We start from the raw sequence: 23797 nt of genomic DNA, 5'->3' as shown, positions 1-23797 counted from the left end.
AAGTGTGCTAACCGAAGCTGGCTTACATGTAAGTGGGCACCAAGCAATGCTTATGCTCGATGTGATATTCAAATTCTTCGCGGAAATTCTTAATCATTGCGCGTACCGGCATCGCCGCTGCATCACCCAGAGCGCAAATCGTTTTGCCCTGGATATTGTCAGCGATGGAGTTCAGCATATCCAGATCATCCGGACGGCCATGACCATGCTCTATCCTGTGCACCATGCGATACAACCAGCCAGTACCTTCACGGCAAGGTGTGCACTGACCGCATGACTCTTCAAAATAGAAATAAGACAGGCGCAATAGTGACTTGACCATGCAGCGTGTTTCATCCATGACGATGACAGCACCAGAACCCAGCATGGAGCCAGCCTTGGCGATGGAGTCATAGTCCATGTCGGTCGCCATCATGACTTCACCAGTCAATACCGGCATGGAGGAACCGCCAGGAATAACTGCCTTGATTTTTTTTCCGTCACGCATGCCACCAGCCAGTTCCAGCAAGGTGGCAAATGGCGTGCCCAGCGGCACTTCATAATTGCCTGGTTTTGCTACGTCACCAGACATTGAGAAAATTTTGGTGCCACCATTATTTGGCTTGCCCAGCGCAGCATATTTTTCACCGCCCATGGCAAATACGAAAGGCACAGCAGCAAATGTCTCTGTGTTATTGATCGTGGTTGGCTTGCCGTACAGACCAAAGCTGGCAGGGAAAGGCGGCTTGAAGCGTGGCTGACCTTTCTTGCCTTCGAGCGATTCCAGCAAGGCTGTTTCTTCACCGCAGATGTACGCGCCATAGCCGTGGAAAGCATGCAACTGGAAGTTGAAGTCTGAACCAGCAATCTTGTCGCCCAGCATATTGGCTGCACGTGCTTCTTCCAGCGCTTCTTCGAAACGGTCGTAGTCGGCAAAAATTTCGCCGTGGATGTAGTTGTAACCTACCGTAATCCCCATGGCGTAAGCACCTATGGCCATGCCTTCAATCAACGCATGTGGGTTATAACGGATAATGTCACGGTCCTTGAATGTACCAGGCTCGCCCTCATCTGTATTACAGACCAGATATTTTTGACCAGGGAACTGACGTGGCATGAAACTCCACTTCAAACCGGTAGGAAAGCCCGCACCACCGCGACCACGCAAAGAAGAAGCCTTCAACTCAGCAATCACTTGCTCAGGAGGGATTTTTTCATTGAGGATGCGTTTCAAAGATTCATAGCCACCGCGAGCTACGTAATCTTGCAAATGCCAGTTTTTACCATCCAGGCCAGCCAATATTAAAGGCTTAATATGGCGATTATGCAGACTCGTCATTATTTAACCTCTTTCAATTCATTGACCAGACCGTCAATTTTCTCATTCGACATGAAACTGCACATGCGTTTGTTATTAACCAGCATCACAGGCGCATCACCGCAGGCACCCATGCATTCGCCTTCAACCAGGGTGAACTGGCCATCTGCCGTGGTTTCCCTGTAATCGATACCGAGTCTTTGTTTCAGGTGATGTGCAGCGCGTTCGCCACCAGACAAGGCGCAAGGCAGATTGGTACAGACCGAAATCTTGAACTTGCCTACCGGCTTGGTGTTGTACATATTGTAGAAAGTCGCAACTTCCTGCACTGCTACTGCCGGCATGCCGATGTAGTCAGCCAGAGTCTGCATGACTTCCGGAGATACCCAGCCAGTTTCATCCTGGGCAATAGCCAATGCGGCCATCACAGCGGACTGGCGCTGGTCAGCCGGGAACTTTGCAAGTTCACGATCAATTTTTTTAAATGCCTGCTCTGATAACACCATAGCTAATGCCTCGATTCGACGCCCTCAGGACGCCGCTTTATCTGTCAATCTCACCAAACACAATATCCTGAGTACCGATGATCGTTACCGCATCAGCAATCATGTGACCTTTTGCCATTTCATCCAAACCCTGCAAATGCGCGAAACCTGGCGCACGAATTTTCAGACGATAAGGCTTGTTAGCGCCATCGGACATCAAGTAAATACCAAACTCGCCTTTAGGATGCTCAACTGCGGCATAAGCTTCACCAGCAGGAACATGGAAACCTTCGGTGAACAGTTTGAAGTGATGGATGAGTTCCTCCATATTCGACTTCATGTTCACGCGATGTGGCGGCGCAACCTTGTGGTTATCAGTAATCACCGGGCCCTGGTTATTTCGCAGCCACTCAACGCACTGTTTGATGATGCGGTTGGACTGGCGCATTTCTTCGACACGCACCAGGTAACGGTCATAACTGTCGCCATTGACGCCAACTGGAATATCAAAGTCCAGCAAGTCATAGACTTCATACGGCTGCTTTTTGCGCAAATCCCACTCTATGCCGGAACCACGCAACATAGGACCAGTAAAACCCATGGCCATGGCGCGCTCAGGAGACACGACACCAATACCAACCAAACGCTGCTTCCAGATACGGTTGTCGGTCAACAGTGTTTCGTATTCGTCGACATATTTCGGGAAACGGTTAGTGAAGTCTTCAATGAAATCCAGCAGAGAACCCTGACGGTTTTCATTCAGCAGCTTCATCGCTTTTTCATTTTTCAAGGCCGATGTCGTGAATTGCGGCATTTGATCCGGCAAGTCACGATACACACCGCCTGGGCGATAGTAAGCAGCATGCAAGCGTGCGCCTGAGACTGCTTCATAGCAATCCATCAGATCTTCACGTTCACGGAATGCATACAGGAACACCGCCATCGCACCCACGTCCAATGCATGCGCGCCTATCCACAGCAAGTGGTTCAACAGACGCGTGATTTCATCAAACATGACGCGGATGTATTGCGCACGCAAAGGCACTTCCAGACCCAGCATCTTTTCAATGGCCATGACATAGGCATGCTCATTGGCCATCATTGATACATAGTCCAGTCTATCCATGTAAGGCACAGATTGCAGGAAAGTTTTTTGCTCAGCCAGCTTTTCAGTCGCGCGATGCAAGAGGCCAATGTGAGGATCGGCACGTTGTATCACTTCACCATCAAGCTCCAGCACCAGGCGCAACACACCGTGCGCAGCAGGATGCTGAGGACCAAAGTTCAGGGTGTAATTCTTAATCTCAGCCATTATTTCATCCCGTAATTTTCTTCACGAATCACACGCGGCACATTTTCGCGTGGCTCTATCGTGACAGGCTGGTAAACAACGCGCTTTTGATCTGCGTCGTAACGCATTTCAACATAGCCGGAAACTGGAAAGTCTTTACGGAATGGATGACCGATAAAACCATAGTCAGTCAAAATACGACGCAAGTCATTGTGACCATCAAACAGAATACCGAGCAGATCGAAAGCTTCACGCTCATACCAGTTGGCGGCATTCCAGATATCGATCAGCGATGGCACGACCGGCATTTCATCATCCGGTGCAAACACGCGCACACGCAAACGCCAGTTATGCTTAATCGACAGCAAATGTGAAACAGCGGCAAAACGCGCACCCTCCCACAAGCCATCGCCATAGGCAGAATAATCAACGCCACAAAGGTCGATCAATTCTTCAAAACTGGTTTCTGCATGGTCACGCAAAGTGCGCATCACATCCAGGTAAGCAGTTGCAGAAACCACGATGGTGATTTCACCCAGCGCATTCCTTAAGTCAAGAATGCGTTCACCCAAGACATTTTTTACTGCTGCCTCAAGGTTTTCCAGTTTGGTAGTCATAATTTAATATTGCCCCAGCGATCGCGCGATTAACGAGCAATGGTATTGGTACGTTTGATCTTGTTTTGCAACTGTATGATGCCGTACATCAGTGCTTCAGCAGTTGGCGGGCAACCTGGCACATAAATATCAACTGGCACAATACGGTCGCAACCACGTACTACTGAATACGAATAATGGTAGTAACCACCACCATTGGCGCAAGAACCCATGGAAATAACCCAGCGCGGCTCTGCCATCTGGTCATATACCTTACGCAAGGCAGGAGCCATCTTGTTGCACAGCGTACCAGCAACGATCATGACATCAGACTGACGCGGAGAAGGACGAAATACCACACCAAAGCGATCCAGATCATAGCGGGAAGCACCAGCGTGCATCATTTCTACCGCACAGCAGGCCAGACCAAAGGTCATCGGCCACATGGAACCGGTACGCGTCCAGTTGATCAGCTTATCGGCTGTTGTCGTAACAAAGCCTTCGTTCAATACACCTTCAATTGACATAATCCATCACTCCCAATCCAGAGCGCCTTTTTTCCAGATGTACCAAAATCCAACGCCAAACTCCAGCACGAAGCCGAGCATAATCAGAAAACCCGTCCAGCCCAGATCACGCATTGCCACGCCCCAAGGGAAGAAGAATGCCGTTTCCAGATCGAACAAAATAAACAGAATCGCCACCAGGTAATAGCGCACATCAAATTTCATGCGCGCATCTTCGAATGCCTCAAAACCGCATTCGTAAGCAGAATTTTTTTGTGAGTCTGGTTTATATGGAGCAAGAACACGCCCCAGGATTTGCGGCACCACACCTACAGCGATACCAACCAGAATAAAGAGAAGAACTGGGAAATAATTTTCGAGGTTCACGTTAGGCTACCTGTAATTGAATGCCAGATTGAAGCAAGTCATTTCTTAAGACCAGACAACAAGAAACGACTGCTTCCTCGACCGGGCCAGCAAAGAAAACTGGCCTTATTTTTTTGGTGCCGACGACGAGACTCGAACTCGTACAGCTTTCGCCACTACCCCCTCAAGATAGCGTGTCTACCAATTTCACCACGTCGGCTTAAGCCCAGCATTCTACTATGTATAGCCTCATTGTTCAACGCGCAATTGCAGCAATTCAATGTTTTTTGCTGAGCAAGATCAATTTATTTTGGAATCTGACCCGCTTGACCAGCGGCGGAAGCTGGCGCAGATGTTGCAGTTGCAGCAGAAGCCGCCGCAGGAGCAGATGCCGGCGCACTTGCAGCAGCATTAGCAGCAGGCTGGACGACTGTTACGCCTTCCATCACACCACCGGAAGGTTTGCGGGCACCAGTACTGAATACTGCCAGACCCAGGGTCGCCGCAAAAAATATCGCAGCAGCTATACCCGTTGCTTTGGACAAGAAATTGGACGAGCCAGTTGCACCAAACAAGCTACCAGAAGCACCGGAACCAAAAGAGGCCCCCATATCAGCACCTTTACCGTGCTGCAACAAAACCAGACCAATAATTGTCAATGCAGACAGTATCTGAACAACAATGACCAACGTATGTAAAGTTTGCATTCAAAACATCCAAGTAAAAATTAAGTACTACAATAAATCAATTAACTGGCAGCGATAATCGCAAGAAAATCTTGCGACTTCAGTGCAGCCCCACCAATCAAACCACCATCAATATCGGGCATTGCCAATAATTCTTTGGCATTTTCCGGCTTCATGCTACCACCATACAAAATCTGTACTTTTTCTGCCGCACCTGCATCACGCGCAGCCACCTGCTGGCGCAGGAAATGATGTACTTCTTGCGCCATTTCTGGCGTTGCTGTTTTACCTGTGCCAATAGCCCATACAGGCTCATAGGCAATCACCACACCATCCAAGGCACCCAGCACATCCAGAACCGCATTCAATTGCGCAGCCACAACTGCATTAGTCTGGCCACTCTCACGCTGCTCCAGCGTTTCACCCACGCAGACTATCGGCAATACACCGTGCCTTAACAATTGCTGCGCCTTCTGCGCTACCAACTCATTACTCTCGGCATGATAAGCACGGCGCTCAGAATGCCCGACGATTGCATATTTGCAAGCGCAGTCCTGCAACATGGAAGCAGAAATCTCACCAGTGTATGCGCCATGGGCATGCACTGATACATCTTGCGCACCCCAGTTGACAGCAGTACCACTCAGCAAATCGGCGCATTGCGCGAAATAAGGCGCAGGAGCACACACCAGCACATCGCAATGCAAATCGGCAGGCAAACCCGCCTTGACTTCAGACAACAATGAACGGTTAGCAGCAAAACTACCATTCATTTTCCAGTTACCGGCTATTAAGGTGCGTCGCATAGTGAGCCAAAATATAAATAACCGTCTATTGTAGCCTTCAGCGCAGACAGGGTCAAACCAGCAAGACCAGTTTTTACATCAAGAACTTGCTTTAAAGGCATAATTACCTCAGATATATGAGCAATACAGCAACATAAGAGGCAAGCACACTACATACTCGCAAGAAAACTCAAGAAAGCAGGCGGCACAGCCCCTAATCCAAAGCCAACATGATTTTACCTATATGCAAACCCTCTTCCATCATGGCGTGAGCTTGCGCCGCCTGCTCCAGAGGAAAAACCTGGTGTATCACTGGCACTATTTTTCTCGAAACCAGCAGTGGCCAGACATGCGTTTGCAGCTCAGCAGAGATTTTTGCCTTGAAAGCAATAGACCGAGGTCGCAGGGTCGATCCAGTCACCGTCAGCCGCCTGCGCAAGACCTGCCCCAGATCAAGCTCGGCAGAAGTACCGCCCAGCAGAGCAATGATGGCCAATCTGCCATCATCCGCCAGGCAATTGATTTCTTTCGGCACATAAGATCCAGCAACCATATCCAGGATGACATCCACACCCTTACCTGCAGTCAATTCCTTGACGACTTCGACAAAATTTTCAGTCTTGTAATTGATGCCGCGCTCCGCGCCCAGCTTTTCAGTCGCCTTGCACTTCTCATCAGAACCAGCGGTAGCAAAAACCCTGTGCCCCAATGCCCGGGCAATCTGGATTGCTGCTACACCTATGCCTGAAGTACCGCCCTGCACCAGAAAACTTTCGCCAGGCGACAAATGCGCCCGCTGGAATACATTGCTCCAGACAGTAAAATAGGTTTCCGGCAGCGAGGCCGCTTCTATAACGGACATGCCCGCTGGCGTCTTCAAACACTGACCCGCAGGTGCCACGCAATACTCCGCATACCCACCACCCTGCACCAATGCACAAACCTGATCACCCAATTCAAACCCACTACCCTGCACATCACCACCAACCACCTCACCTGCCACCTCCAGCCCAGGCAAATCAGAAGCCCCTGGTGGCACAGGATAAAAACCAAGTCGCTGCAAGACATCAGGGCGATTCACACCAGCCGCGACAACCCTGATCAATAACTCACCCTTGCCTGGCACTGGCACGGGCCTGCTGCAAATTTGCAATACTTCAGGTTTGCCATATTGGGTAATTTCAATTGCGCGCATTTCAGTTTTCATCTTCAGCCTTTGTATGGGTCCAGCGATACAGTACGCAATTGTAAGCCAATAAAAAAACGCCCGTGCGAGACGGGCGTTTTCAACTCATTTGCAGCTTATTATTAATTCACTCAACCCAAAGGCTGCGTGAATTTATTACTGCTGCTGCTGTTGCTGTTGTTGTTGTTGTTGAGGCTGAGCTTGCGCTTCAGACTCAGAAGCTGCTGCCTTCATCGACAACTTGAAGCGACCGCGGTCATCAGTTTCCAGTACTTTTACACGTACTTGCTGACCTTCTTTGAGGTAATCAGCAACTGCATTCACGCGCTCATTGGCGATTTGGCTGATGTGCAGCAAACCATCTTTACCTGGCATGATTTGCACAATTGCACCGAAGTCCAGCAACTTCAATACTGTACCTTCATAGATCTTGCCAACTTCAACTTCTGCAGTCAGTTCTTCGATACGGCGCTTGGCTTCCTGGCCAGCGGCTGCATCAACAGAAGCGATAGTAACGACACCTTCATCACTGATATCAATTTGCGTGCCAGTTTCTTCTGTCAGAGCACGGATCACTGCACCACCCTTACCGATAACATCACGGATTTTTTCAGGGTTGATCTTGATCGTGATCAGGCGCGGAGCAAAGTCAGACAATTCGGTTTTACCGACAGGTACGGCTTCCTGCATTTTACCCAGGATATGGATACGGCCTTCTTTGGCCTGCGCCAAAGCGACTTGCATGATTTCTTTAGTGATACCCTGGATTTTGATATCCATTTGCAAGGCAGTGATGCCCTCTGCAGTACCAGCTACTTTAAAGTCCATATCGCCGAGGTGATCTTCATCACCCAGGATATCTGTCAGAACGGCAAACTTGTTGCCATCCTTGATCAGACCCATCGCGATACCGGCAACGTGTGCTTTCATCGGCACGCCAGCATCCATCAACGCCAAGCAACCGCCGCAGACGGAAGCCATGGAAGATGAACCATTGGATTCTGTAATTTCGGATACCAGACGAACGGAGTAGCTGAAATCTTCAGGATCAGGCAGCGCAGCTTGCAATGCACGTTTAGCCAGACGGCCATGACCAATTTCACGACGCTTAGGCGTACCAACGCGACCTGTTTCGCCAGTAGCGAACGGAGGCATATTGTAATGCAGCATGAAGCGATCGGAGTATTCGCCCATCAGCGCATCGATTTTTTGTTCGTCACGGGCAGTACCCAGAGTAGCAATCACCAAAGCCTGAGTTTCACCGCGCGTGAACAGGGCTGTACCATGCGTACGTGGCAAAACGCCAGTACGGATAGTGATAGGACGCACAGTGCGCGTATCACGACCGTCAATACGTGGCTCGCCTTCCAGGATTTGGGAGCGAACGATTTTCGCTTCCAGATCAAACAGGATATTGCCAACTTCAGATGAATCAGGAGCAGCTTCGCCTTTGGCAGCAGCTTGCTCAGCCAGCGCCGCAGCAACTGTAGACGTTGCCGCCTTCAATTGCTCAGTACGCGCCTGCTTTTCTTTGGTTTGATACGCAGTGCGCAACAGAGGCTCTGCCACTGCTGTAACAGCAGCAATCAGCGGCTCATTTTTTGCAGCAGGCGCCCATTGCACTTCAGGCTTGCCACCGTCACGTACCAGTTCATGGATCGCATCGATCACAGCTTTCATTTGCGTGTGGCCGTAGACAACCGCGCCCAACATGATTTCTTCAGACAATTGCTGTGCTTCGGACTCAACCATCAACACGGCTTGCTCAGTACCAGCAACAACCAGATCCAGCTTGGATTGTTTCAGTTGAGTTGCTGTTGGGTTCAATACATATTGACCCTCAATATAACCAACTCGTGCCGCACCAACCGGACCACTGAATGGGATGCCAGCAACAGAGATCGCAGCAGAAGCACCGATCATTGCAGCGATATCAGGATCGATTTCTGGATTGACGGACAATACATGGATGATGACCTGAACTTCGTTCAGATAACCTTCTGGGAACAGAGGGCGGATAGGACGATCGATCAAACGGGAAGTCAATGTTTCTTTTTCTGATGGACGACCTTCACGCTTGAAGAAACCGCCAGGAATACGGCCGGCAGCGTAAGTTTTTTCCATGTAGTCCACGGTCAGAGGAAAGAAATCCTGACCTGGTTTTGCATCTTTCTTGGCAACGACAGTTGCCAGTACAACGGTATCTTCTATGGATACCAGGACTGCACCCGATGCCTGGCGAGCGATTTCGCCGGTTTCCAGTGTTACCTGGTGCTGACCATATTGGAAGGTTTTGGTAATTTTATTAAACACAATGTGTCCTTTCTATTTGCCGACAGATTTTCAGGCGCTGTCGTTCACCTCACCGCGAGCAACCCGCCTGGATTGCTTTTTGCCTGTTTTTTAATATTTACATCAAAAACCGGGCTAAAACTGGGTAAAACTAAAACTCTAGATGGACAAAAAGCCTGCGACAGTGAACTGACGCAGGCTTTTTGCTACAAATCTTTTGCTAAATTCAGCAAGAATTACTTACGCAAGCCGAGTTTTTCGATCAGTGAGCGATAGCGATTCAAGTCTTTACCTTTCAGGTAAGACAACAGACTCTTACGACGGTTAACCATCATGATCAAACCACGACGTGAGTGGTGATCTTTAGAGTGAGCTTTGAAGTGACCATTCAGATCATTGATACGTGCAGTCAACAGAGCAACTTGCACTTCAGGGGAGCCTGTGTCGTTTTGACCACGGGCATTGTCCGCTACGATAGCGGCTTTTGCATTTTTTTCGATAGACATGATTTTCCTTAACATGCGATAACAATAGTCGCTATTTATAAAACAGCTACAAAACCATCATTATCGTGACATAACAATTCCGCCGGAATGACGGAACGCGTGACTATAACACCGTTTTTAGCCAGAATCAAATCTGGTTTAAATCTGCGGATTCAGTTTCTCGGTTTTTGATTGCAATTTATTCAATGCCGACAAATAAGCTTTCGCCGAAGCAACAACAATATCAGGATCTGCGCCTACGCCATTGACGATGCGGCCAGCCTTGGACAAACGCATGGTGACCTCACCCTGTGACTGGGTCCCAGTGGTAATCGCATTCACCGAGAACAACAACAGCTCCGCCCCGCTCTGCACCTTGGAATCGATGGCATTGACGATGGCATCTACCGGGCCATTGCCATTACCTTCGCAAGTGACTTCTTTGCCTTCCGAAGTAAATACGACTTTGGCATAAGGCAACTCACCCGTTTCTGAGCGCTGCGACAAAGACACATAGTGGAAGGCGTCATTGTTATGTGCGTGCTCTTCGTCAGACACAAGAGCGAGAATATCTTCGTCGAATATGTCAGACTTTCTGTCGGCCAGTTCCTTGAAGCGCGCAAAGGCTGCATTGACTTCAGTTTCCGACTCCAGGGCTATGCCCAATTCCTCCAGGCGCTGCTTGAAGGCATTACGGCCAGACAATTTGCCCAGCACCAGTTTATTGGCACTCCAGCCCACATCTTCGGCACGCATGATTTCGTAGGTATCACGCGCCTTCAAGATACCGTCCTGATGGATGCCGGATGCATGGGCGAAAGCATTTGCACCAACGACAGCTTTATTCGGTTGCACGGCAAAACCGGTGATTTGCGACACCAGTTTGGAAGCAGGCACGATCTGACTGATGTCTATGCCCAGTTGCAGGTCAAAATAATCCTTGCGAGTGCGAACGGCCATGACGATTTCTTCGAGTGCGGTATTACCTGCACGTTCACCCAGGCCATTGATGGTGCACTCAATCTGACGCGCTCCGCCTATCATGACACCAGCCAGTGAGTTGGCCACTGCCATGCCCAGGTCATTGTGGCAATGCACAGACCAGATCGCCTTGTCAGAATTAGGGATACGCTCGCGCAAAGATTTCAGCATATTGCCGTACAGTTCAGGCACGGCATAACCGACTGTGTCAGCAAAGTTGATCGTTGTTGCCCCCTCTTTAATAACTGCTTCCAGCACGCGGCAGAGAAAATCCATATCTGAACGGCTACCATCTTCAGGACTGAACTCCACGTCGTCAGTAAAATTGCGGGCATAGCGCACGGCTTGTATTGCTTGCTCTAATACCTGGTCCGGAGTCATGCGCAATTTCTTTTCCATATGCAAAGGCGAAGTCGCAATGAAAGTATGAATACGCTTACGTTGAGCGGCTTGCAAGGCTTCTGCCGCACGGGCAATATCGCGGTCATTGGCGCGCGACAAAGAGCAAATCGTCGAGTCCTTGATGACGGATGCAATCGCCTTGATGGATTCAAAATCACCTGGTGAAGCGGCAGCAAAACCGGCTTCAATCACATCGACCTTCATTCTCTCCAGTTGCTTGGCAATACGGATTTTTTCATCCTTGGTCATGGATGCCCCAGGGGATTGCTCGCCATCGCGCAAGGTTGTGTCGAATATGATGAGTTTGTCGGCCATGTTATTGCTCCTGATATGAATTTAAGTCTGAAATGTTGTAGATATAAAGCTGCACTGTGAATATTCTTTAGCCTACCCTTGCAAGACGCACATGGGTGGTGAGACTACTCGAATTGTGGGTGTAGGGGATTTAGCGCGTGAACGCTAGTAGAGATGCCAGCAATAGCGATAGCAGACCAGACAGGCCTGCCGTAGTGTTTTTTGCTATTGATGTAGATGCGGAGTTCATGCAAAAGACTATAAGCGCAAAGACACAAAAGTGCAAGAATTTATAGCAGGAAAATCCTTCTTTTCTCAGGTATAAAAGCAAAAAAGCCGCGATACATTTTCCGTATTGCGACTTTTCTTGAAAAGCACCGAATTTAATCTGGCATTGCGGGTTTTGATGCTGCCCTATTTATTAGGACTTACTCAAAATTGTCCCAGCAAGGCGTAGCGACGAAGACAGTACTTTAGTACGGCTAGGAGCTGCAACGCAGCTGGGGCGGTTTTGCGTAAGTCCTATTTATCATCATGGTGATGATCATCAACACTGGTCTGCACGATACTGACCGGCCTGCCCTTGCGCCAGCGCCACAGCAAGACTACATAACCAGACAAGCCGTACAAAACAAACAAACCAAACAAAACCTTGGGCGGATCACTGACCACGGCAACATAAGCCAGCACGATGAGGAAAGGTGCAATGAATGGCACTGACTTACGCAGGTTCACGTCCTTGAAACTATAGAAAGGCACATTGGTCACCATCGTCAAACCAGCGAACAAGGTGATACTCCAGGTACTCCAGCTCAGGTCGCGCCCCAGGAAATGCAAGTCTTCCATCAACAATACGAACCCAGCAACCAGGGCGGCTGCCGCAGGACTGGGCAAGCCCTGGAAGTAACGCTTATCAACTACGCCAATATTGGTATTGAAACGCGCCAGACGCAAAGCTGCGCCGGCACAATAGACGAAGGCTGCGAGCCAGCCCAGCTTGCCCATGCCTTTGAGTGACCATTCATAAGCCACTAATGCGGGCGCCGCGCCGAAGGAAATCATGTCCGACAAACTATCGTATTGCGCTCCAAATTCACTCTGGGTATTGGTCATACGGGCAACGCGACCATCCAGGCTATCCAGCACCATGGCCACGAAAATTGCCAGGGCAGACTGATCAAAACGTTGATTCATTGCCATGACAATGGCATAAAAACCGCAAAACAGGGCTGCCGTGGTAAATGCATTCGGCAATAAATAAATGCCGCGCCGCCTCTTAGGAGCGACCTCAGCGGCAACGACTTCAGCAGATTGTTGCGTTTTGCGTATACCCCTGGGAAAAAGCTTGAAACTCCCCTTAGGCTTGCGTCGATTAGGTGTGGACATGCGGTTATTTCGTAAAAACTTGCCCGGCAATGCCAGACAATAGAAGTCAAAAGTGTGGGAAGTATAACCGTGATTATTGACTGCGAAAACAATTCGCATAATTGAATGACATGCTCGTGACAGCATGCAGGCGGCAGAACAGCAGCTACATAAACAAAAATCACACTTTGATGAGCGATTTTTGCTTTCTTGAAGTTCAACCTAAAAATTTATTTCTTCGATTGATCAACCAGTTTGTTTTTAGCAATCCAAGCGTACTTGAAGGCGTAAAAAAAGTCGTCCAAGTGGACGACTTTTAGCCTTCGAGCTGCGTGCGCCTGCAAGCGCACGCAGGATGATGGCCGGCAATCTTGAAGATCAGTTCTTCGATTGATCAACCAGTTTGTTTTTAGCGATCCAAGGCATCATGGCACGCAATTTCGCGCCCACTTCTTCGATCTGATGCTCAGCAGTCAAACGACGGCGGGAAATCAAAGTTGGTGCACCAGCTTTGTTTTCCAGGATAAAGCTCTTCGCGTACTCACCAGTCTGAATATCTTTCAGGCATTGGCGCATAGCGTTTTTAGTGTCTTCTGTAACGACTTTAGGGCCAGTTACATATTCGCCATATTCTGCGTTGTTGGAGATCGAGTAATTCATGTTGGCGATACCGCCTTCATAGATCAGGTCAACAATCAGTTTCAGTTCATGCAGACATTCAAAGTAAGCCATTTCTGGCGCGTAGCCAGCTTCAACCAGGGTTTCAAAACCAGCTTTGATCAATTCAACTGCGCCACCGCACAGAACAGCTTGTTCGCCGAACAAATCAGTTTCCGTTTCTTCACGGAAGTTGGTTTCGATGATACCAGCGCGGCCACCGCCGTTAGCCATCGCATAAGACAGGGCAATGTCACGGGCAGAACCGGATTTGTCCTGATACACAGCGATCAGGTGAGGCACACCACCACCTTGGCTGTAAGTACCGCGCACAGTGTGGCCTGGTGCTTTAGGAGCGATCATGATGACGTCCAGATCGGCGCGTGGCACAACTTGACCGTAGTGAACATTGAAGCCGTGGGCAAATGCCAGCACTGCGCCTTGTTTAGCATGAGGAGCAACGTTTTCAGCGTAAACCTGGGCGATGTTTTCATCTGGCAGCAAGATCATGATGACGTCAGCAGCTTTAACTGCATCATTCACTTCAGCCACGTTCAGACCGGCATTTTTTGCCTTGTCCCAGGATGCGCCGCCTTTACGCAGGGCGACAGTTACTTTACAACCGGAATCATTCAAGTTCTGTGCGTGTGCATGCCCTTGAGAACCGTAGCCGATGATAGCAACGTTTTTGCCTTTGATCAGAGAGAGATCACAATCTTTGTCGTAGAAAACTTTCATTTTGTATCCTAATAATTAAGTATTTTTGTAGGGGAATGGCGTATGCCTGAAACTATTTTTTAAACCTTGAGGATGCGTTCGCCGCGTCCTATGCCTGAACCACCGGTACGTACCGTTTCCAGAATTGCCGCGCGGTCTATGGAATCAATGAAAGCATCCAATTTACCTTTATTACCGGTCAATTCTATGGTGTAGGTCTTTTCGGTGACATCGATAATGCGGCCACGGAAAATATCTGCGGTGCGCTTCATCTCTTCGCGTTCCTTGCCGACCGCTCGTACCTTGATCAGCATCAGTTCGCGTTCTATGTGCGCGCCCTCGGTCAGATCAACCACCTTGACCACCTCAATCAAACGGTTCAAATGCTTGGTGATCTGTTCGATGATGTCGTCAGAGCCGGAAGTCACGATAGTCATACGTGACAGGGTCGGGTCTTCAGTTGGCGCAACCGTCAAAGTTTCAATGTTATAGCCACGGGCAGAGAACAGACCAACCACGCGGGACAAGGCACCGGCTTCATTCTCAAGAAGGATGGAAATAATATGTCTCATTACAGATCCTCCGAACCCAGCAACATTTCAGTCAAACCCTTGCCTGCCTTGACCATAGGCCAGACATTCTCGGTTTGATCAGTAATGAAGTTCATGAATACCAGCCTGTCCTTCATGGCGAAGGCTTCACGTATGGAACCATCGACATCCGCCGGATTTTCTATCTTCATGCCAACGTGACCATAGGCTTCCACCAGCTTGGTAAAGTCAGGCAAGGAGTCCATGTAAGATTCAGAATAGCGTGAACCATAATCAATCTGCTGCCACTGCCTGACCATGCCAAGGAAGCGGTTGTTCAACAAGATGATTTTTGGCGTCAGGTGATATTGCTTGCAGGTCGCGAGCTCCTGTATGCACATCTGTATCGAGGCTTCGCCAGTGATACAGGCAACAGTCGCATCAGGATTAGCCATCTGCACACCCATGGCATACGGCAAACCGACCCCCATGGTGCCCAGGCCACCGGAATTGATCCAGCGACGTGGCTTGTCGAAGCGGTAGTATTGTGCAGCCCACATCTGATGCTGGCCTACGTCCGAGGTAACAAAGGCATCGCCCTTGGTCACTTCCCACACTTTTTCAACCACGGACTGTGGCTTGATGACTTCATTTGAAGTCGGGTATTTCAGGCATTCGCGACCACGCCATTCATTGACCTGTTTCCACCAGGCAGCCAGTGCCTTGGGATCAGGACGTGTCTCAACCGTACTCAGTTGTGACAACATTTCCTGCAGCACGTCTTTGACATTACCGACGATAGGAATATCAACCTTGACGCGCTTGGAAATCGACGAAGGATCAATATCAATATGAATGATCTTGCGCGGATGCGAAGCAAAATGCTTGGGGTTGCCAATCACGCGGTCATCAAAACGGGCACCAATGGCGATCAACACGTCGCAGTGCTGCATGGCCATATTGGCTTCGTAAGTACCATGCATGCCTGGCATGCCGACGAATTTTTCATCGCTGGCACGGTAGGCACCCAGACCCATCAGGGTATTGGTACATGGGAAACCGAGCAGATCAACCAACTTGTTCAGTTCCGGTGCCGCATGCGCGAGTATCACGCCGCCACCGGTATAAATCATGGGACGTTCAGCCTGCAACAACAGTTGCACAGCCTTGCGAATTTGCCCTGCATGCCCTTTGTCGACTGGCTTGTAAGAGCGCATTTCGACTTCTTTAGGGTAGCTATAGGTAGTTTTGTGCATGCTGATATCTTTAGGGATATCCACCAGCACAGGACCAGGACGACCTGTCGTTGCAATATAGAATGCCTTCTTGACGGTCTCGGCCAGGTCTCTGACGTCTTTCACCAAAAAATTATGCTTTACGCATGGGCGGGTAATACCAACGGTATCGCATTCCTGGAAAGCATCCTGGCCGATAACGGCACTGGGCACCTGACCCGAAATGATCACCATGGGGATCGAATCCATATAAGCAGTTGCCAACCCGGTTACCGCATTGGTAACGCCAGGTCCGGAAGTGACCAGAGCCACGCCTACTTTATTGGAGGAACGGGAATAAGCATCAGCAGCATGCACTGCAGCTTGCTCGTGACGCACCAGGATATGCTGGAACTTGTCCTGATTGAAAATCGCGTCATAGATATAGAGTACGGCACCGCCCGGATATCCGAACACATGCTCAACACCCTCTTCGGCCAGACACTTGACAAGTATCTCTGCGCCTGTAAATTCTGAACTCATAAATTGTGTCCTTTCAAGGTCCATAGGAGATTGATCGGATGTTCTTTCCTGGCGAAATCGACATGTAAATACCGGAAAGCTGAGATCCCTTTATGTGCGGTCACATTCCCCTTTACACATCCGTTGGATATGGTGCCAGGCAAAGCTTAGTGCACTCGTTCAATCAGTATTAAGGCTTTACAACGACAGACTTCTCACGCTTGTGGCATGGGTCAGAACAAACAGCTTCTTAAAGCGAACTTGTCGGTTGCAGCATTGTGGGCTGTTCCGGACAAGTATTTTGTGCCCCGAGATTTTGGAGCGGACTCACAAGGTACTGCGTCGCAGCAATTTGGTCAAGGAAAATTCTATAAGAAAAGAAACTTATTTAACTTTACAATGTTATCAAATGACAAGAAAGCACAAAATTCAGGACATAAGCACGTATTTTTGCTAGCATGTGCGCAATTTTGCATGGCCCGCTTCTTTAAAAAGTTCAATGACATTATTCAATGTTCAAGAAGAAGCAGTGCCTGCTATCACAACGTAACTGCCAACAATGGCCACAGACAAAGAATTATCCAGCTTTTTGGAAGGTGTAGAACGTCGCGCTTTCAAACATGCTGTCTATACAGTAAGAAATGAAGAGTCTGCTCTGGACATCGTCCAGGAAGCGATGATCAAGCTCGCCGAAAAATATGGCGACAAGCCGGCCGCAGAATTGCCCATGCTGTTTCAGCGTATACTGCAAAATACCATTCTGGATTTTTTCCGCCGGGAAAAAGTCAGAAACACCTGGGTCAGTTTGTTTTCCAGTATTACACCGTCCAATAACCAGGACGATGACAATTTTGACTTATTGGAAAGTTATGCTGCCGAAGAGGGTTCAGAATCATCAGAATCCAGTGCCGACAAGATAGAACGTGAGCAAGTTCTCAACATAATTGACGAAGAAATAAAAAAACTTCCAGCACGTCAACGGGAAGCCTTCCTCATGCGTTATTGGGAAGACATGGATGTAGCGGAAACCGCCGCTGCAATGGGTTGCTCAGAAGGCAGCGTCAAAACACACTGCTCCAGGGCGACACACGCATTGGCCGTCACGCTCAAGGCTAAAGGAATTCACCTATGAACTATTCAAAAGAAGCGAAAGACCTTGAGTTTGCTTACAAGGTAAGACGGGCGCTGAATGAGTCAGCGGAAAACCTGCCTGCCCCCACTCTGGACAGGCTGGCACAAGCCCGCAAGCAGGCTTTGGCCCGCAAGAAGCAGGAAGCACCTGTAGCAGTACAGGTATTTAAAGGCGTATTGGCTGGTAATTCTGGCTTTTCTTTCCAGGGACCGGGTTCCTGGATGGGCAAACTGGGTTTAGCCTTGCCCTTGCTGGTATTGATAATTGGCTTGTTGGGCATTTATGAATACGAGCAGCAGCAAAACATTAATGAACTGGCAGATATTGATGCTGCGGTTCTGGTTGATGAATTGCCTCCAGCCGCTTATGTTGATACCGGGTTCAGTGCTTATTTGAACAAAACGGAGGAGTAGTAGTGACGTTTGCGTTAATACCGAATTCTGTCTTTTTCATTATTCTGTCTCTTGCAATACCGCTGGCTTTTGCCGGCGGTATTTCTGTTCCTGCGTCCAATGCACAAGCCGCAAGTAAAGCCAGTACCAGTTTGCTGGGTGGCAGCACCCTGAGCAAGCCGCTGTGGGTAGAGCTTAGCGCGGCACAAAAGCTGGCTTTGGCACCGCTGAGCCCGGAGTGGGACAAGATGTCTGAGCTCGGTAAGAAAAAATGGCTGGAGATCGCCAATCGTTATGCAACGATGAAGCCAGATGAGCAGGCCAGACTACAAGAACGTATGCGCGACTGGGTCAAATTGACACCAGAGCAACGTATGGCTGCCCGTGAAAACTACGCAAAATCAACACAACTCAAGCCCGAGCATAAATCCGCCCAGTGGCAGCAATACCAGCAACTGAGCGAAGAAGAAAAAAAACGCCTGGCTGATGAGAATCAAAAAAAGAAAAGTGTAACCAATCTGCCATCGGAATCTGTCAAGAACCCAAAAATTCTGGCACCAATCAAGGTCGGACCTAAACCCGCCTCCACTACTGCACCTGCCGCCAAGGTAGTTACACCGCCTGCCGTTGTCACGGTGGCACCGGCATCAACCGCAATTAATAGCCCCGCATCCAATGTGGCAGATGTAACTGCTGCCAGCATTCCCGCCTCTACAAGCAAGTAATCCTGTGAATTCTGATCTGACCGCACCACTATTACGTCGTCGCCTGATTTGCATGGTCTATGAGGCCATGCTCTTGTTTGGTATCGTTTTTGTCTCCAGTTTTATCTTTGACGTCATCACGCAAAGCAGGCATGCCCTGATGTTGCGTCACGCACGCCAGTTCTGGTTGTTTTTGGTGATAGGTGCCTATTTTGTTTTTTGCTGGAGCCGTAGCGGTCAAACCCTTGCCATGCAAACCTGGCGTATCAAGGTGGTTGACCTGGATGGCGGCAAACTCCCTGTCATCAAAGCCGTCGTCCGTTATTGTCTGGCATGGATGTGGTTTTTGCCTGCCATGGCGCTGGACTACCAACTGGGCCTCAAAGAATGGCAAATGGCTGCCGTAGTGATCGTCGGCATGCTGGCCTGGGCTTGCACCGCTCGTTTTGACAAACAAGGGCAATTTCTGCACGATCGTCTGGCCAAGACCAGATTGATTCATATTCCCTCAGAAATTGAGCTGAAAGCACAGTCAAAAGCCTGATACTCTTTTGATGTTGCGTATTCAATGTTATTCTTATGAAATAAATTATCGAGAAGAATGACATGCAACACAAAGCTCCTCGTCGCACCAGGGAACGCATACTTGAGCTATCCCTGCGCCTTTTCAATGAATTCGGTGAGCCCAATATCACCACGACCGTGATTGCCGAGGAAATGAATATTTCCCCAGGCAATCTCTATTATCATTTTCGCAATAAAGACGATATCGTTAATTCCATCTTCGTGCAGTTCGAGGCAGAAATTAACAAGAAGCTGGCTTTCCCCGAAGGGCGCAAAGCCAATATTCAGGATATCTGGACTTACCTGCACCTGACCTTTGAGCTGGTCTGGCGTTATCGCTTTTTCTATCGCGACCTGAATGATTTGCTGTCCAGGAACCGCAAGCTGGAACTGAACTTCAAAGAAATACTGACGCACAAAATCAAGGTAGCGACCGAGCTGTGTAACGGCCTGCGCGCTGACGGCGAGTTTGAGGCCAGCGACATTGATATTGATGCCCTGGCCACTAATATGGTAGTAGTGGCAACTTACTGGCTGTCGTATGAATATGTACGCAATCCGCGCAAGTATACTGAACTGCAAACCATGTCAGAGTCGCTGGCACGTGGCTGCTACCAAGTGATTGTGCTGATCAGCCCTTACCTGCGCGGCGAAACCAAGAACGTCTTCGAAAAACTGTCGCAAGACTATTTGCGCAAGATCAATCCCGCATGAAGAATATTTGCGTTTATTGCGGCTCCTCTCCCGGCATCACTGACGACTACGCTATTGCAGCACACCAACTGGCTGCCGAACTGGTCAGGCAAAACCTTGGCCTGGTGTACGGCGGCGGCAATGTCGGCCTCATGGGAGTGATCGCTGATGAAGTCATGCGACTGGGTGGCAGAGTTACGGGCGTCATCCCCAAAGCGTTGATGGATAAGGAAGTCGGCCATACCGCCCTCACCTCGCTGCATATCGTTGCCAATATGCATGAACGCAAAGCCATGATGGCAGACTTGTCTGATGCCTTCATCGCCATGCCTGGCGGTATAGGTACGCTGGAAGAATTATTTGAAGTGCTGACCTGGTCACAATTGGGTTTTCATGAAAAGCCGGTTGGTTTATATAATATCAATGATTTTTACCGGAAATTGCATGATTTTCTCTTGCACACGGTAGAACAGGGCTTCTTGCGCCCTGCACACCTGGATTTGCTGTATATAGAAACCAACCCAGCCCAGCTCTTGCAAAAATTTGCAAGCTATCGCCCCATGCACGTGAAAAAATGGCTGGAAGTCAAAGACCTGTGATTTCTCTGCACGCCTGAAGCTTTACTCAAGGGCCAAAACCATATGACAAGGCCAAAAGCAGAGTAAAATGCGGCTTCATCCGACTTTTCGTGTTTATTTCAAATTATGAAATTCTCCAAGCAATTCTCGCTGTACGAATCCGAAGCAACCAACTTCATCAAAGACCTGAAAAAAGCGAATCCCGCACTGGAGCAAAGCCAGCGTGATGGCCGTGCCCTGTTATGGGACAAGCAGGCAATTGATCTGGATACGCAAAAACGCAACCAGGAATCGCGCATCAATCAGCAAGCCTACGTGTATCAAAACAAAGGCTGATGCAGCCTGCCTTGATACCCTGATCAATCCGGAAAGCTTGTGAGCACCACAGCAGCGTTAACCCCAACCGATTTACCTTTGGTTGGCGCAACCGACAGCGCGCCTGATGTTGTCGATGGTTTGGCATTTGCCAAACTCTATGGCGAGCCGCTCTTCAAGCTGCCGAATGACCTGTACATCCCACCCGATGCGCTGGAAGTATTCCTGGAAGCCTTTGAAGGCCCGCTGGATTTGCTGCTGTACCTGATACGCAAGCAAAACTTCAATATCCTTGATATCCCGATGGCGCAAGTCACACTGCAGTATTTGCAGTATGTCGATCAGATACGCAAACACAATCTGGAACTGGCTGCCGAATATCTGCTGATGGCCGCCATGCTCATCGAGATCAAATCACGCATGCTGCTGCCCTCCAACAAGAGCGCAGATAGTGAAGAGGCTGATGATCCGCGCGCAGAACTGGTGCGCCGCCTGCTTGAATACGAGCAGATGAAGCTGGCTGCTTACGATCTCAATGCAGTGCCGCAACTGGGCCGCGACTTTTTACATGCCCAGGTATTTGTCGAGCAAAACACCGTGCTGCACTGGCCGCATGTCGACATAGCTGACCTGCAATCTGCCTGGGCTGATGTATTGAAGCGCGCGACTCTTGTCGCCCATCACAAGATCAGCCGCGAAGAACTGTCGGTACGTGAACACATGACAGGTATTTTGCGCAAGCTGCAGTCATCCAAGTTTGTTGAATTCTCCGACCTGTTTGATGTCAGCCGTGGTGCGCCAGTGCTGGTCGTGAATTTTGTCGCCCTGCTTGAGCTAGCCAAAGAAACCTTGATAGAAATCACCCAGGCAGAAGCCTTTGCACCTATCTACGTGCGCCTGGCGTATTCACCAGCCTGATCGCAAGAATAAAACTATTCCTCACTAAAGAGCCGTAACATGAAAATCATTTCCTCCATTGAAGAATTGCGCGACCAGTTGAGCGGACAATTGCGTACCGCATTTGTGCCAACCATGGGCAATTTGCATGAAGGGCATCTCTCTCTGATGCGGCTGGCAAAAAAACATGGCGATCCGGTAGTCGCTTCGATTTTCGTGAATCGCCTGCAATTTGGCCCGAATGAAGACTTCGACAAATACCCGCGCACTTTCCAGGCTGACGTAGAGAAACTGGAAAAAGAAGGCGTGTATGTCCTGTTTGCACCAACTGAAAAAGACTTGTATCCAGAGCCGCAGGAATACCGCGTGCGCCCACCGGATGATCTGGGCAACATACTCGAAGGTGAGTTCCGTCCCGGCTTCTTTACCGGCGTAACCACCGTTGTACTGAAATTGTTCTCCTGCGTACAACCACGCGTTGCTGTCTTTGGCAAAAAAGATTATCAGCAGCTTATGATAGTGCGCAATATGAGCAAGCAATTTGCCCTGCCTACCGAAATCATCGCCGCGGAAACTTTCAGGGCAGAAGATGGCCTGGCCCTGTCTTCCCGCAATATGTATCTCTCGGCAGAAGAGCGGGCCGAAGCACCTGCCTTGTACAAAACACTCAATGAAGTCGCAGAAGAAGTGCGCGCCGGCCATCTGGATATGTTTGAACTTGAACGTCAGGCCATGGCAAAACTGGCGGCCCGTAACTGGAAACCCGATTACATCTCGATACGCAAACGCGCCGATCTGCAACCACCTTCTGCTGGTGATATCGCCCAGCAATCACCGCTGGTTGTGGTGGCGGCTGCTAAACTAGGTGGCACGCGACTGATCGACAATCTGGAAATTTGATGCGTCGCTTTCAATTGCTAACAGGCAGCCTTGCACTTGCAAGCTGCCTTATCGTGAGCCTGGCCTTACCTGTTGTTGCCCATGCATCCATCACGGTACTGGATGATGCACAACGCCAGGTTACTGTAGAGAAACCCGCGCAACGCATCGTCAGCCTGGCGCCGCATATTACCGAGATGCTGTTCGAGGCTGGTGCGGCAAATAACATCATCGCAGTGACCGATTACAGCGACTATCCCGAGGCGGCAAAAAAACTGCCTTCGATAGGCAATATTTTCGCACTGGACCTGGAGCGTCTGCTCTCCCTCAAACCAGATCTGGTCATTGTCTGGGGTACGGGCAATGCCAAAATCCTGGCCAATAAATTGCGCAGCAATCACATCACTGTCTTTGAAAGTGAGCCCCATAATTTTGAAATGGTGGCAACATCAATAGAAAGACTGGCGACATTGGCTGGCACTGAAAGTACTGGCAAAACCAATGCCCAAAAGTTCAGGCAGCGTCTCGATAATCTGCGCAAGACTTATCAATTGCCAAGCGGGGCGACACCGGTAAGCGTGTATTATCAAATGATACGCAGGCCATTGATGACTATCAATGACACGCATATGGTGTCCGACTCCATACGTTTGTGCGGCGGCAAAAATGTATTTGGCCAGCTCAAAGAATTGAGCTCCACCATCACCAATGAAGCAGTGCTGGCGGCGAACCCTGATGTCATCTTCAGCAGCGGTGAAAATATCGACAGCATGGCAGACTGGAAGCAATACCCCATCCTGACAGCCGTAAAGAAAAACAACTTCTACACAATCAAAGGTGACTGGCTGAATCGCGCCGGGCCGCGCATACTCGATGGTACCGAAGCTCTATGCAAGCACCTGGCCACAGCAAGAAGCAAATAGGCGCTGGCAGCAAACAATTTCTATTCAAGCGATAATGTTTGTCTTGCTTGCTGCCGCAAGCCT

Annotated in this window: 26 protein-coding genes and 1 tRNA gene; 10 read left to right on the top strand and 17 right to left on the bottom strand. The window is 49.4% G+C overall.

The features are described 5' to 3' along the window. Nucleotides 1–22: 22 nt before the first annotated feature. The 17 genes from nuoF to AC3WQT_RS05025 all read right to left on the bottom strand — a co-directional run bounded on the left by nuoF (nucleotide 23) and on the right by AC3WQT_RS05025 (nucleotide 16678). Entirely contained in the window at nucleotides 23–1318 is a 1296-nt protein-coding gene (nuoF, locus tag AC3WQT_RS05105) for an NADH-quinone oxidoreductase subunit NuoF (RefSeq protein WP_492702734.1), read from the bottom strand. Beyond that, nucleotides 1318–1803, bottom strand: coding sequence for an NADH-quinone oxidoreductase subunit NuoE (gene nuoE, locus AC3WQT_RS05100; RefSeq protein WP_422950386.1), 486 nt, complete (start codon nucleotides 1801–1803; stop codon nucleotides 1318–1320). Before nuoE ends, nuoF begins: the two co-directional genes overlap by 1 nt. A 37-nt stretch (nucleotides 1804–1840) precedes the next feature. Then, nucleotides 1841–3094, bottom strand: coding sequence for an NADH-quinone oxidoreductase subunit D (locus tag AC3WQT_RS05095; protein ID WP_162041814.1), 1254 nt, complete (start codon nucleotides 3092–3094; stop codon nucleotides 1841–1843). Continuing rightward, nucleotides 3094–3690 (bottom strand): NADH-quinone oxidoreductase subunit C, encoded by a 597-nt coding sequence (locus tag AC3WQT_RS05090; protein ID WP_492702733.1) that lies wholly within the window; start codon nucleotides 3688–3690, stop codon nucleotides 3094–3096. Before AC3WQT_RS05090 ends, AC3WQT_RS05095 begins: the two co-directional genes overlap by 1 nt. A gap of 29 nt (nucleotides 3691–3719) precedes the next feature. Further along, entirely contained in the window at nucleotides 3720–4196 is a 477-nt protein-coding gene (locus AC3WQT_RS05085) for a NuoB/complex I 20 kDa subunit family protein (RefSeq protein WP_110253970.1), read from the bottom strand. 6 nt (nucleotides 4197–4202) lie between these two features. After that, nucleotides 4203–4562, bottom strand: a complete 360-nt coding sequence (locus AC3WQT_RS05080) for an NADH-quinone oxidoreductase subunit A (protein ID WP_110253971.1) — start codon at nucleotides 4560–4562, stop codon at nucleotides 4203–4205. Nucleotides 4563–4676: 114 nt separating this feature from the next. Beyond that, a tRNA-Leu gene (locus AC3WQT_RS05075) sits at nucleotides 4677–4761 on the bottom strand. Between the two features lie 85 nt (nucleotides 4762–4846). Continuing rightward, nucleotides 4847–5248, bottom strand: a complete 402-nt coding sequence (gene secG, locus AC3WQT_RS05070; protein WP_492702732.1) for a preprotein translocase subunit SecG — start codon at nucleotides 5246–5248, stop codon at nucleotides 4847–4849. Between the two features lie 41 nt (nucleotides 5249–5289). Beyond that, a complete protein-coding gene (tpiA, locus tag AC3WQT_RS05065) occupies nucleotides 5290–6033 on the bottom strand; it encodes a triose-phosphate isomerase (RefSeq protein WP_492702731.1) in 744 nt (247 codons plus the stop codon). Nucleotides 6034–6226: 193 nt separating this feature from the next. Beyond that, nucleotides 6227–7207 carry an NAD(P)H-quinone oxidoreductase gene (locus tag AC3WQT_RS05060; RefSeq protein WP_492702730.1) on the bottom strand — a complete coding sequence of 327 codons (981 nt, stop codon included), beginning with the start codon at nucleotides 7205–7207 and terminating at the stop codon, nucleotides 6227–6229. A 147-nt stretch (nucleotides 7208–7354) separates the two neighbouring features. After that, a complete protein-coding gene (pnp, locus tag AC3WQT_RS05055; protein ID WP_492702729.1) occupies nucleotides 7355–9511 on the bottom strand; it encodes a polyribonucleotide nucleotidyltransferase in 2157 nt (718 codons plus the stop codon). Between the two features lie 215 nt (nucleotides 9512–9726). Next, nucleotides 9727–9996 carry a 30S ribosomal protein S15 gene (gene rpsO, locus AC3WQT_RS05050; RefSeq protein WP_110253976.1) on the bottom strand — a complete coding sequence of 90 codons (270 nt, stop codon included), beginning with the start codon at nucleotides 9994–9996 and terminating at the stop codon, nucleotides 9727–9729. 138 nt (nucleotides 9997–10134) lie between these two features. Further along, complete coding sequence (locus AC3WQT_RS05045) at nucleotides 10135–11673, bottom strand: 2-isopropylmalate synthase (RefSeq protein ID WP_492702728.1); 1539 nt, start codon at nucleotides 11671–11673, stop codon at nucleotides 10135–10137. A gap of 501 nt (nucleotides 11674–12174) precedes the next feature. After that, complete coding sequence (gene pssA / locus AC3WQT_RS05040; RefSeq protein ID WP_492702727.1) at nucleotides 12175–13038, bottom strand: CDP-diacylglycerol--serine O-phosphatidyltransferase; 864 nt, start codon at nucleotides 13036–13038, stop codon at nucleotides 12175–12177. A 357-nt stretch (nucleotides 13039–13395) separates the two neighbouring features. Next, the gene (gene ilvC, locus AC3WQT_RS05035) at nucleotides 13396–14412 is read right to left on the bottom strand and encodes a ketol-acid reductoisomerase (protein WP_162041822.1); all 1017 of its coding nucleotides are present in this window, start codon (nucleotides 14410–14412) and stop codon (nucleotides 13396–13398) included. Between the two features lie 59 nt (nucleotides 14413–14471). Continuing rightward, entirely contained in the window at nucleotides 14472–14963 is a 492-nt protein-coding gene (gene ilvN, locus AC3WQT_RS05030; RefSeq protein ID WP_162041823.1) for an acetolactate synthase small subunit, read from the bottom strand. Further along, the gene (locus tag AC3WQT_RS05025; protein ID WP_492702726.1) at nucleotides 14963–16678 is read right to left on the bottom strand and encodes an acetolactate synthase 3 catalytic subunit; all 1716 of its coding nucleotides are present in this window, start codon (nucleotides 16676–16678) and stop codon (nucleotides 14963–14965) included. Before AC3WQT_RS05025 ends, ilvN begins: the two co-directional genes overlap by 1 nt. A gap of 538 nt (nucleotides 16679–17216) precedes the next feature. On the opposite strand from AC3WQT_RS05025, the gene AC3WQT_RS05020 reads away from it, so the two are divergent. The 10 genes from AC3WQT_RS05020 (at nucleotide 17217) to AC3WQT_RS04975 (ending at nucleotide 23734) form a co-directional block, all read left to right on the top strand. Continuing rightward, nucleotides 17217–17789 carry an RNA polymerase sigma factor gene (locus AC3WQT_RS05020; protein ID WP_492702725.1) on the top strand — a complete coding sequence of 191 codons (573 nt, stop codon included), beginning with the start codon at nucleotides 17217–17219 and terminating at the stop codon, nucleotides 17787–17789. After that, nucleotides 17786–18202: a DUF3619 family protein gene (locus tag AC3WQT_RS05015; protein WP_492702724.1), complete on the top strand. Its 417-nt coding sequence runs from the start codon at nucleotides 17786–17788 to the stop codon at nucleotides 18200–18202. Before AC3WQT_RS05020 ends, AC3WQT_RS05015 begins: the two co-directional genes overlap by 4 nt. 2 nt (nucleotides 18203–18204) lie before the next feature. After that, nucleotides 18205–18906, top strand: coding sequence for a DUF3106 domain-containing protein (locus AC3WQT_RS05010; RefSeq protein ID WP_492702723.1), 702 nt, complete (start codon nucleotides 18205–18207; stop codon nucleotides 18904–18906). 4 nt (nucleotides 18907–18910) lie between these two features. Beyond that, nucleotides 18911–19429, top strand: a complete 519-nt coding sequence (locus AC3WQT_RS05005) for an RDD family protein (protein WP_492702722.1) — start codon at nucleotides 18911–18913, stop codon at nucleotides 19427–19429. A 62-nt stretch (nucleotides 19430–19491) separates the two neighbouring features. After that, nucleotides 19492–20163: a TetR/AcrR family transcriptional regulator gene (locus tag AC3WQT_RS05000; RefSeq protein ID WP_162041829.1), complete on the top strand. Its 672-nt coding sequence runs from the start codon at nucleotides 19492–19494 to the stop codon at nucleotides 20161–20163. Further along, on the top strand, nucleotides 20160–20741 hold the full coding sequence (locus AC3WQT_RS04995) for an LOG family protein (RefSeq protein WP_492702721.1): 582 nt from the start codon (nucleotides 20160–20162) through the stop codon (nucleotides 20739–20741). The genes AC3WQT_RS05000 and AC3WQT_RS04995 overlap by 4 nt, the downstream gene beginning before the upstream one ends. A gap of 105 nt (nucleotides 20742–20846) precedes the next feature. After that, on the top strand, nucleotides 20847–21056 hold the full coding sequence (locus AC3WQT_RS04990) for a DUF3460 family protein (RefSeq protein ID WP_110253987.1): 210 nt from the start codon (nucleotides 20847–20849) through the stop codon (nucleotides 21054–21056). A 39-nt stretch (nucleotides 21057–21095) separates the two neighbouring features. Beyond that, the gene (locus AC3WQT_RS04985) at nucleotides 21096–21953 is read left to right on the top strand and encodes a segregation and condensation protein A (protein WP_492702720.1); all 858 of its coding nucleotides are present in this window, start codon (nucleotides 21096–21098) and stop codon (nucleotides 21951–21953) included. A 39-nt stretch (nucleotides 21954–21992) separates the two neighbouring features. Further along, the gene (panC, locus tag AC3WQT_RS04980) at nucleotides 21993–22832 is read left to right on the top strand and encodes a pantoate--beta-alanine ligase (protein WP_492702719.1); all 840 of its coding nucleotides are present in this window, start codon (nucleotides 21993–21995) and stop codon (nucleotides 22830–22832) included. After that, on the top strand, nucleotides 22832–23734 hold the full coding sequence (locus tag AC3WQT_RS04975) for a cobalamin-binding protein (RefSeq protein WP_492702718.1): 903 nt from the start codon (nucleotides 22832–22834) through the stop codon (nucleotides 23732–23734). Before panC ends, AC3WQT_RS04975 begins: the two co-directional genes overlap by 1 nt. The last annotated feature ends 63 nt before the right edge of the window (nucleotides 23735–23797 follow it).

This window comes from Undibacterium sp. FW305-107 (genome assembly GCF_058788535.1).
This window is presented reverse-complemented; position numbering and strand designations above follow the sequence as displayed.

What these genes read in the sequence shown, in the direction of transcription:
- AC3WQT_RS05090 (WP_492702733.1), bottom strand. Translation starts at nt 3,690, where the DNA reads ATGACTACCAAACTGGAAAACCTTGAGGCAGCAGTAAAAAATGTCTTG.
- secG (WP_492702732.1), bottom strand. Translation starts at nt 5,248, where the DNA reads ATGCAAACTTTACATACGTTGGTCATTGTTGTTCAGATACTGTCTGCA.
- AC3WQT_RS05060 (WP_492702730.1), bottom strand. Translation starts at nt 7,207, where the DNA reads ATGCGCGCAATTGAAATTACCCAATATGGCAAACCTGAAGTATTGCAA.
- tpiA (WP_492702731.1), bottom strand. Translation starts at nt 6,033, where the DNA reads ATGCGACGCACCTTAATAGCCGGTAACTGGAAAATGAATGGTAGTTTT.
- AC3WQT_RS05095 (WP_162041814.1), bottom strand. Translation starts at nt 3,094, where the DNA reads ATGGCTGAGATTAAGAATTACACCCTGAACTTTGGTCCTCAGCATCCT.
- AC3WQT_RS04995 (WP_492702721.1), top strand. Translation starts at nt 20,160, where the DNA reads ATGAAGAATATTTGCGTTTATTGCGGCTCCTCTCCCGGCATCACTGAC.
- AC3WQT_RS05020 (WP_492702725.1), top strand. Translation starts at nt 17,217, where the DNA reads ATGGCCACAGACAAAGAATTATCCAGCTTTTTGGAAGGTGTAGAACGT.
- ilvC (WP_162041822.1), bottom strand. Translation starts at nt 14,412, where the DNA reads ATGAAAGTTTTCTACGACAAAGATTGTGATCTCTCTCTGATCAAAGGC.
- panC (WP_492702719.1), top strand. Translation starts at nt 21,993, where the DNA reads ATGAAAATCATTTCCTCCATTGAAGAATTGCGCGACCAGTTGAGCGGA.
- AC3WQT_RS05000 (WP_162041829.1), top strand. Translation starts at nt 19,492, where the DNA reads ATGCAACACAAAGCTCCTCGTCGCACCAGGGAACGCATACTTGAGCTA.
- AC3WQT_RS04975 (WP_492702718.1), top strand. Translation starts at nt 22,832, where the DNA reads ATGCGTCGCTTTCAATTGCTAACAGGCAGCCTTGCACTTGCAAGCTGC.
- AC3WQT_RS05025 (WP_492702726.1), bottom strand. Translation starts at nt 16,678, where the DNA reads ATGAGTTCAGAATTTACAGGCGCAGAGATACTTGTCAAGTGTCTGGCC.
- AC3WQT_RS05085 (WP_110253970.1), bottom strand. Translation starts at nt 4,196, where the DNA reads ATGTCAATTGAAGGTGTATTGAACGAAGGCTTTGTTACGACAACAGCC.
- AC3WQT_RS05015 (WP_492702724.1), top strand. Translation starts at nt 17,786, where the DNA reads ATGAACTATTCAAAAGAAGCGAAAGACCTTGAGTTTGCTTACAAGGTA.
- AC3WQT_RS04990 (WP_110253987.1), top strand. Translation starts at nt 20,847, where the DNA reads ATGAAATTCTCCAAGCAATTCTCGCTGTACGAATCCGAAGCAACCAAC.
- nuoE (WP_422950386.1), bottom strand. Translation starts at nt 1,803, where the DNA reads ATGGTGTTATCAGAGCAGGCATTTAAAAAAATTGATCGTGAACTTGCA.
- rpsO (WP_110253976.1), bottom strand. Translation starts at nt 9,996, where the DNA reads ATGTCTATCGAAAAAAATGCAAAAGCCGCTATCGTAGCGGACAATGCC.
- AC3WQT_RS05045 (WP_492702728.1), bottom strand. Translation starts at nt 11,673, where the DNA reads ATGGCCGACAAACTCATCATATTCGACACAACCTTGCGCGATGGCGAG.
- pssA (WP_492702727.1), bottom strand. Translation starts at nt 13,038, where the DNA reads ATGTCCACACCTAATCGACGCAAGCCTAAGGGGAGTTTCAAGCTTTTT.
- nuoF (WP_492702734.1), bottom strand. Translation starts at nt 1,318, where the DNA reads ATGACGAGTCTGCATAATCGCCATATTAAGCCTTTAATATTGGCTGGC.
- ilvN (WP_162041823.1), bottom strand. Translation starts at nt 14,963, where the DNA reads ATGAGACATATTATTTCCATCCTTCTTGAGAATGAAGCCGGTGCCTTG.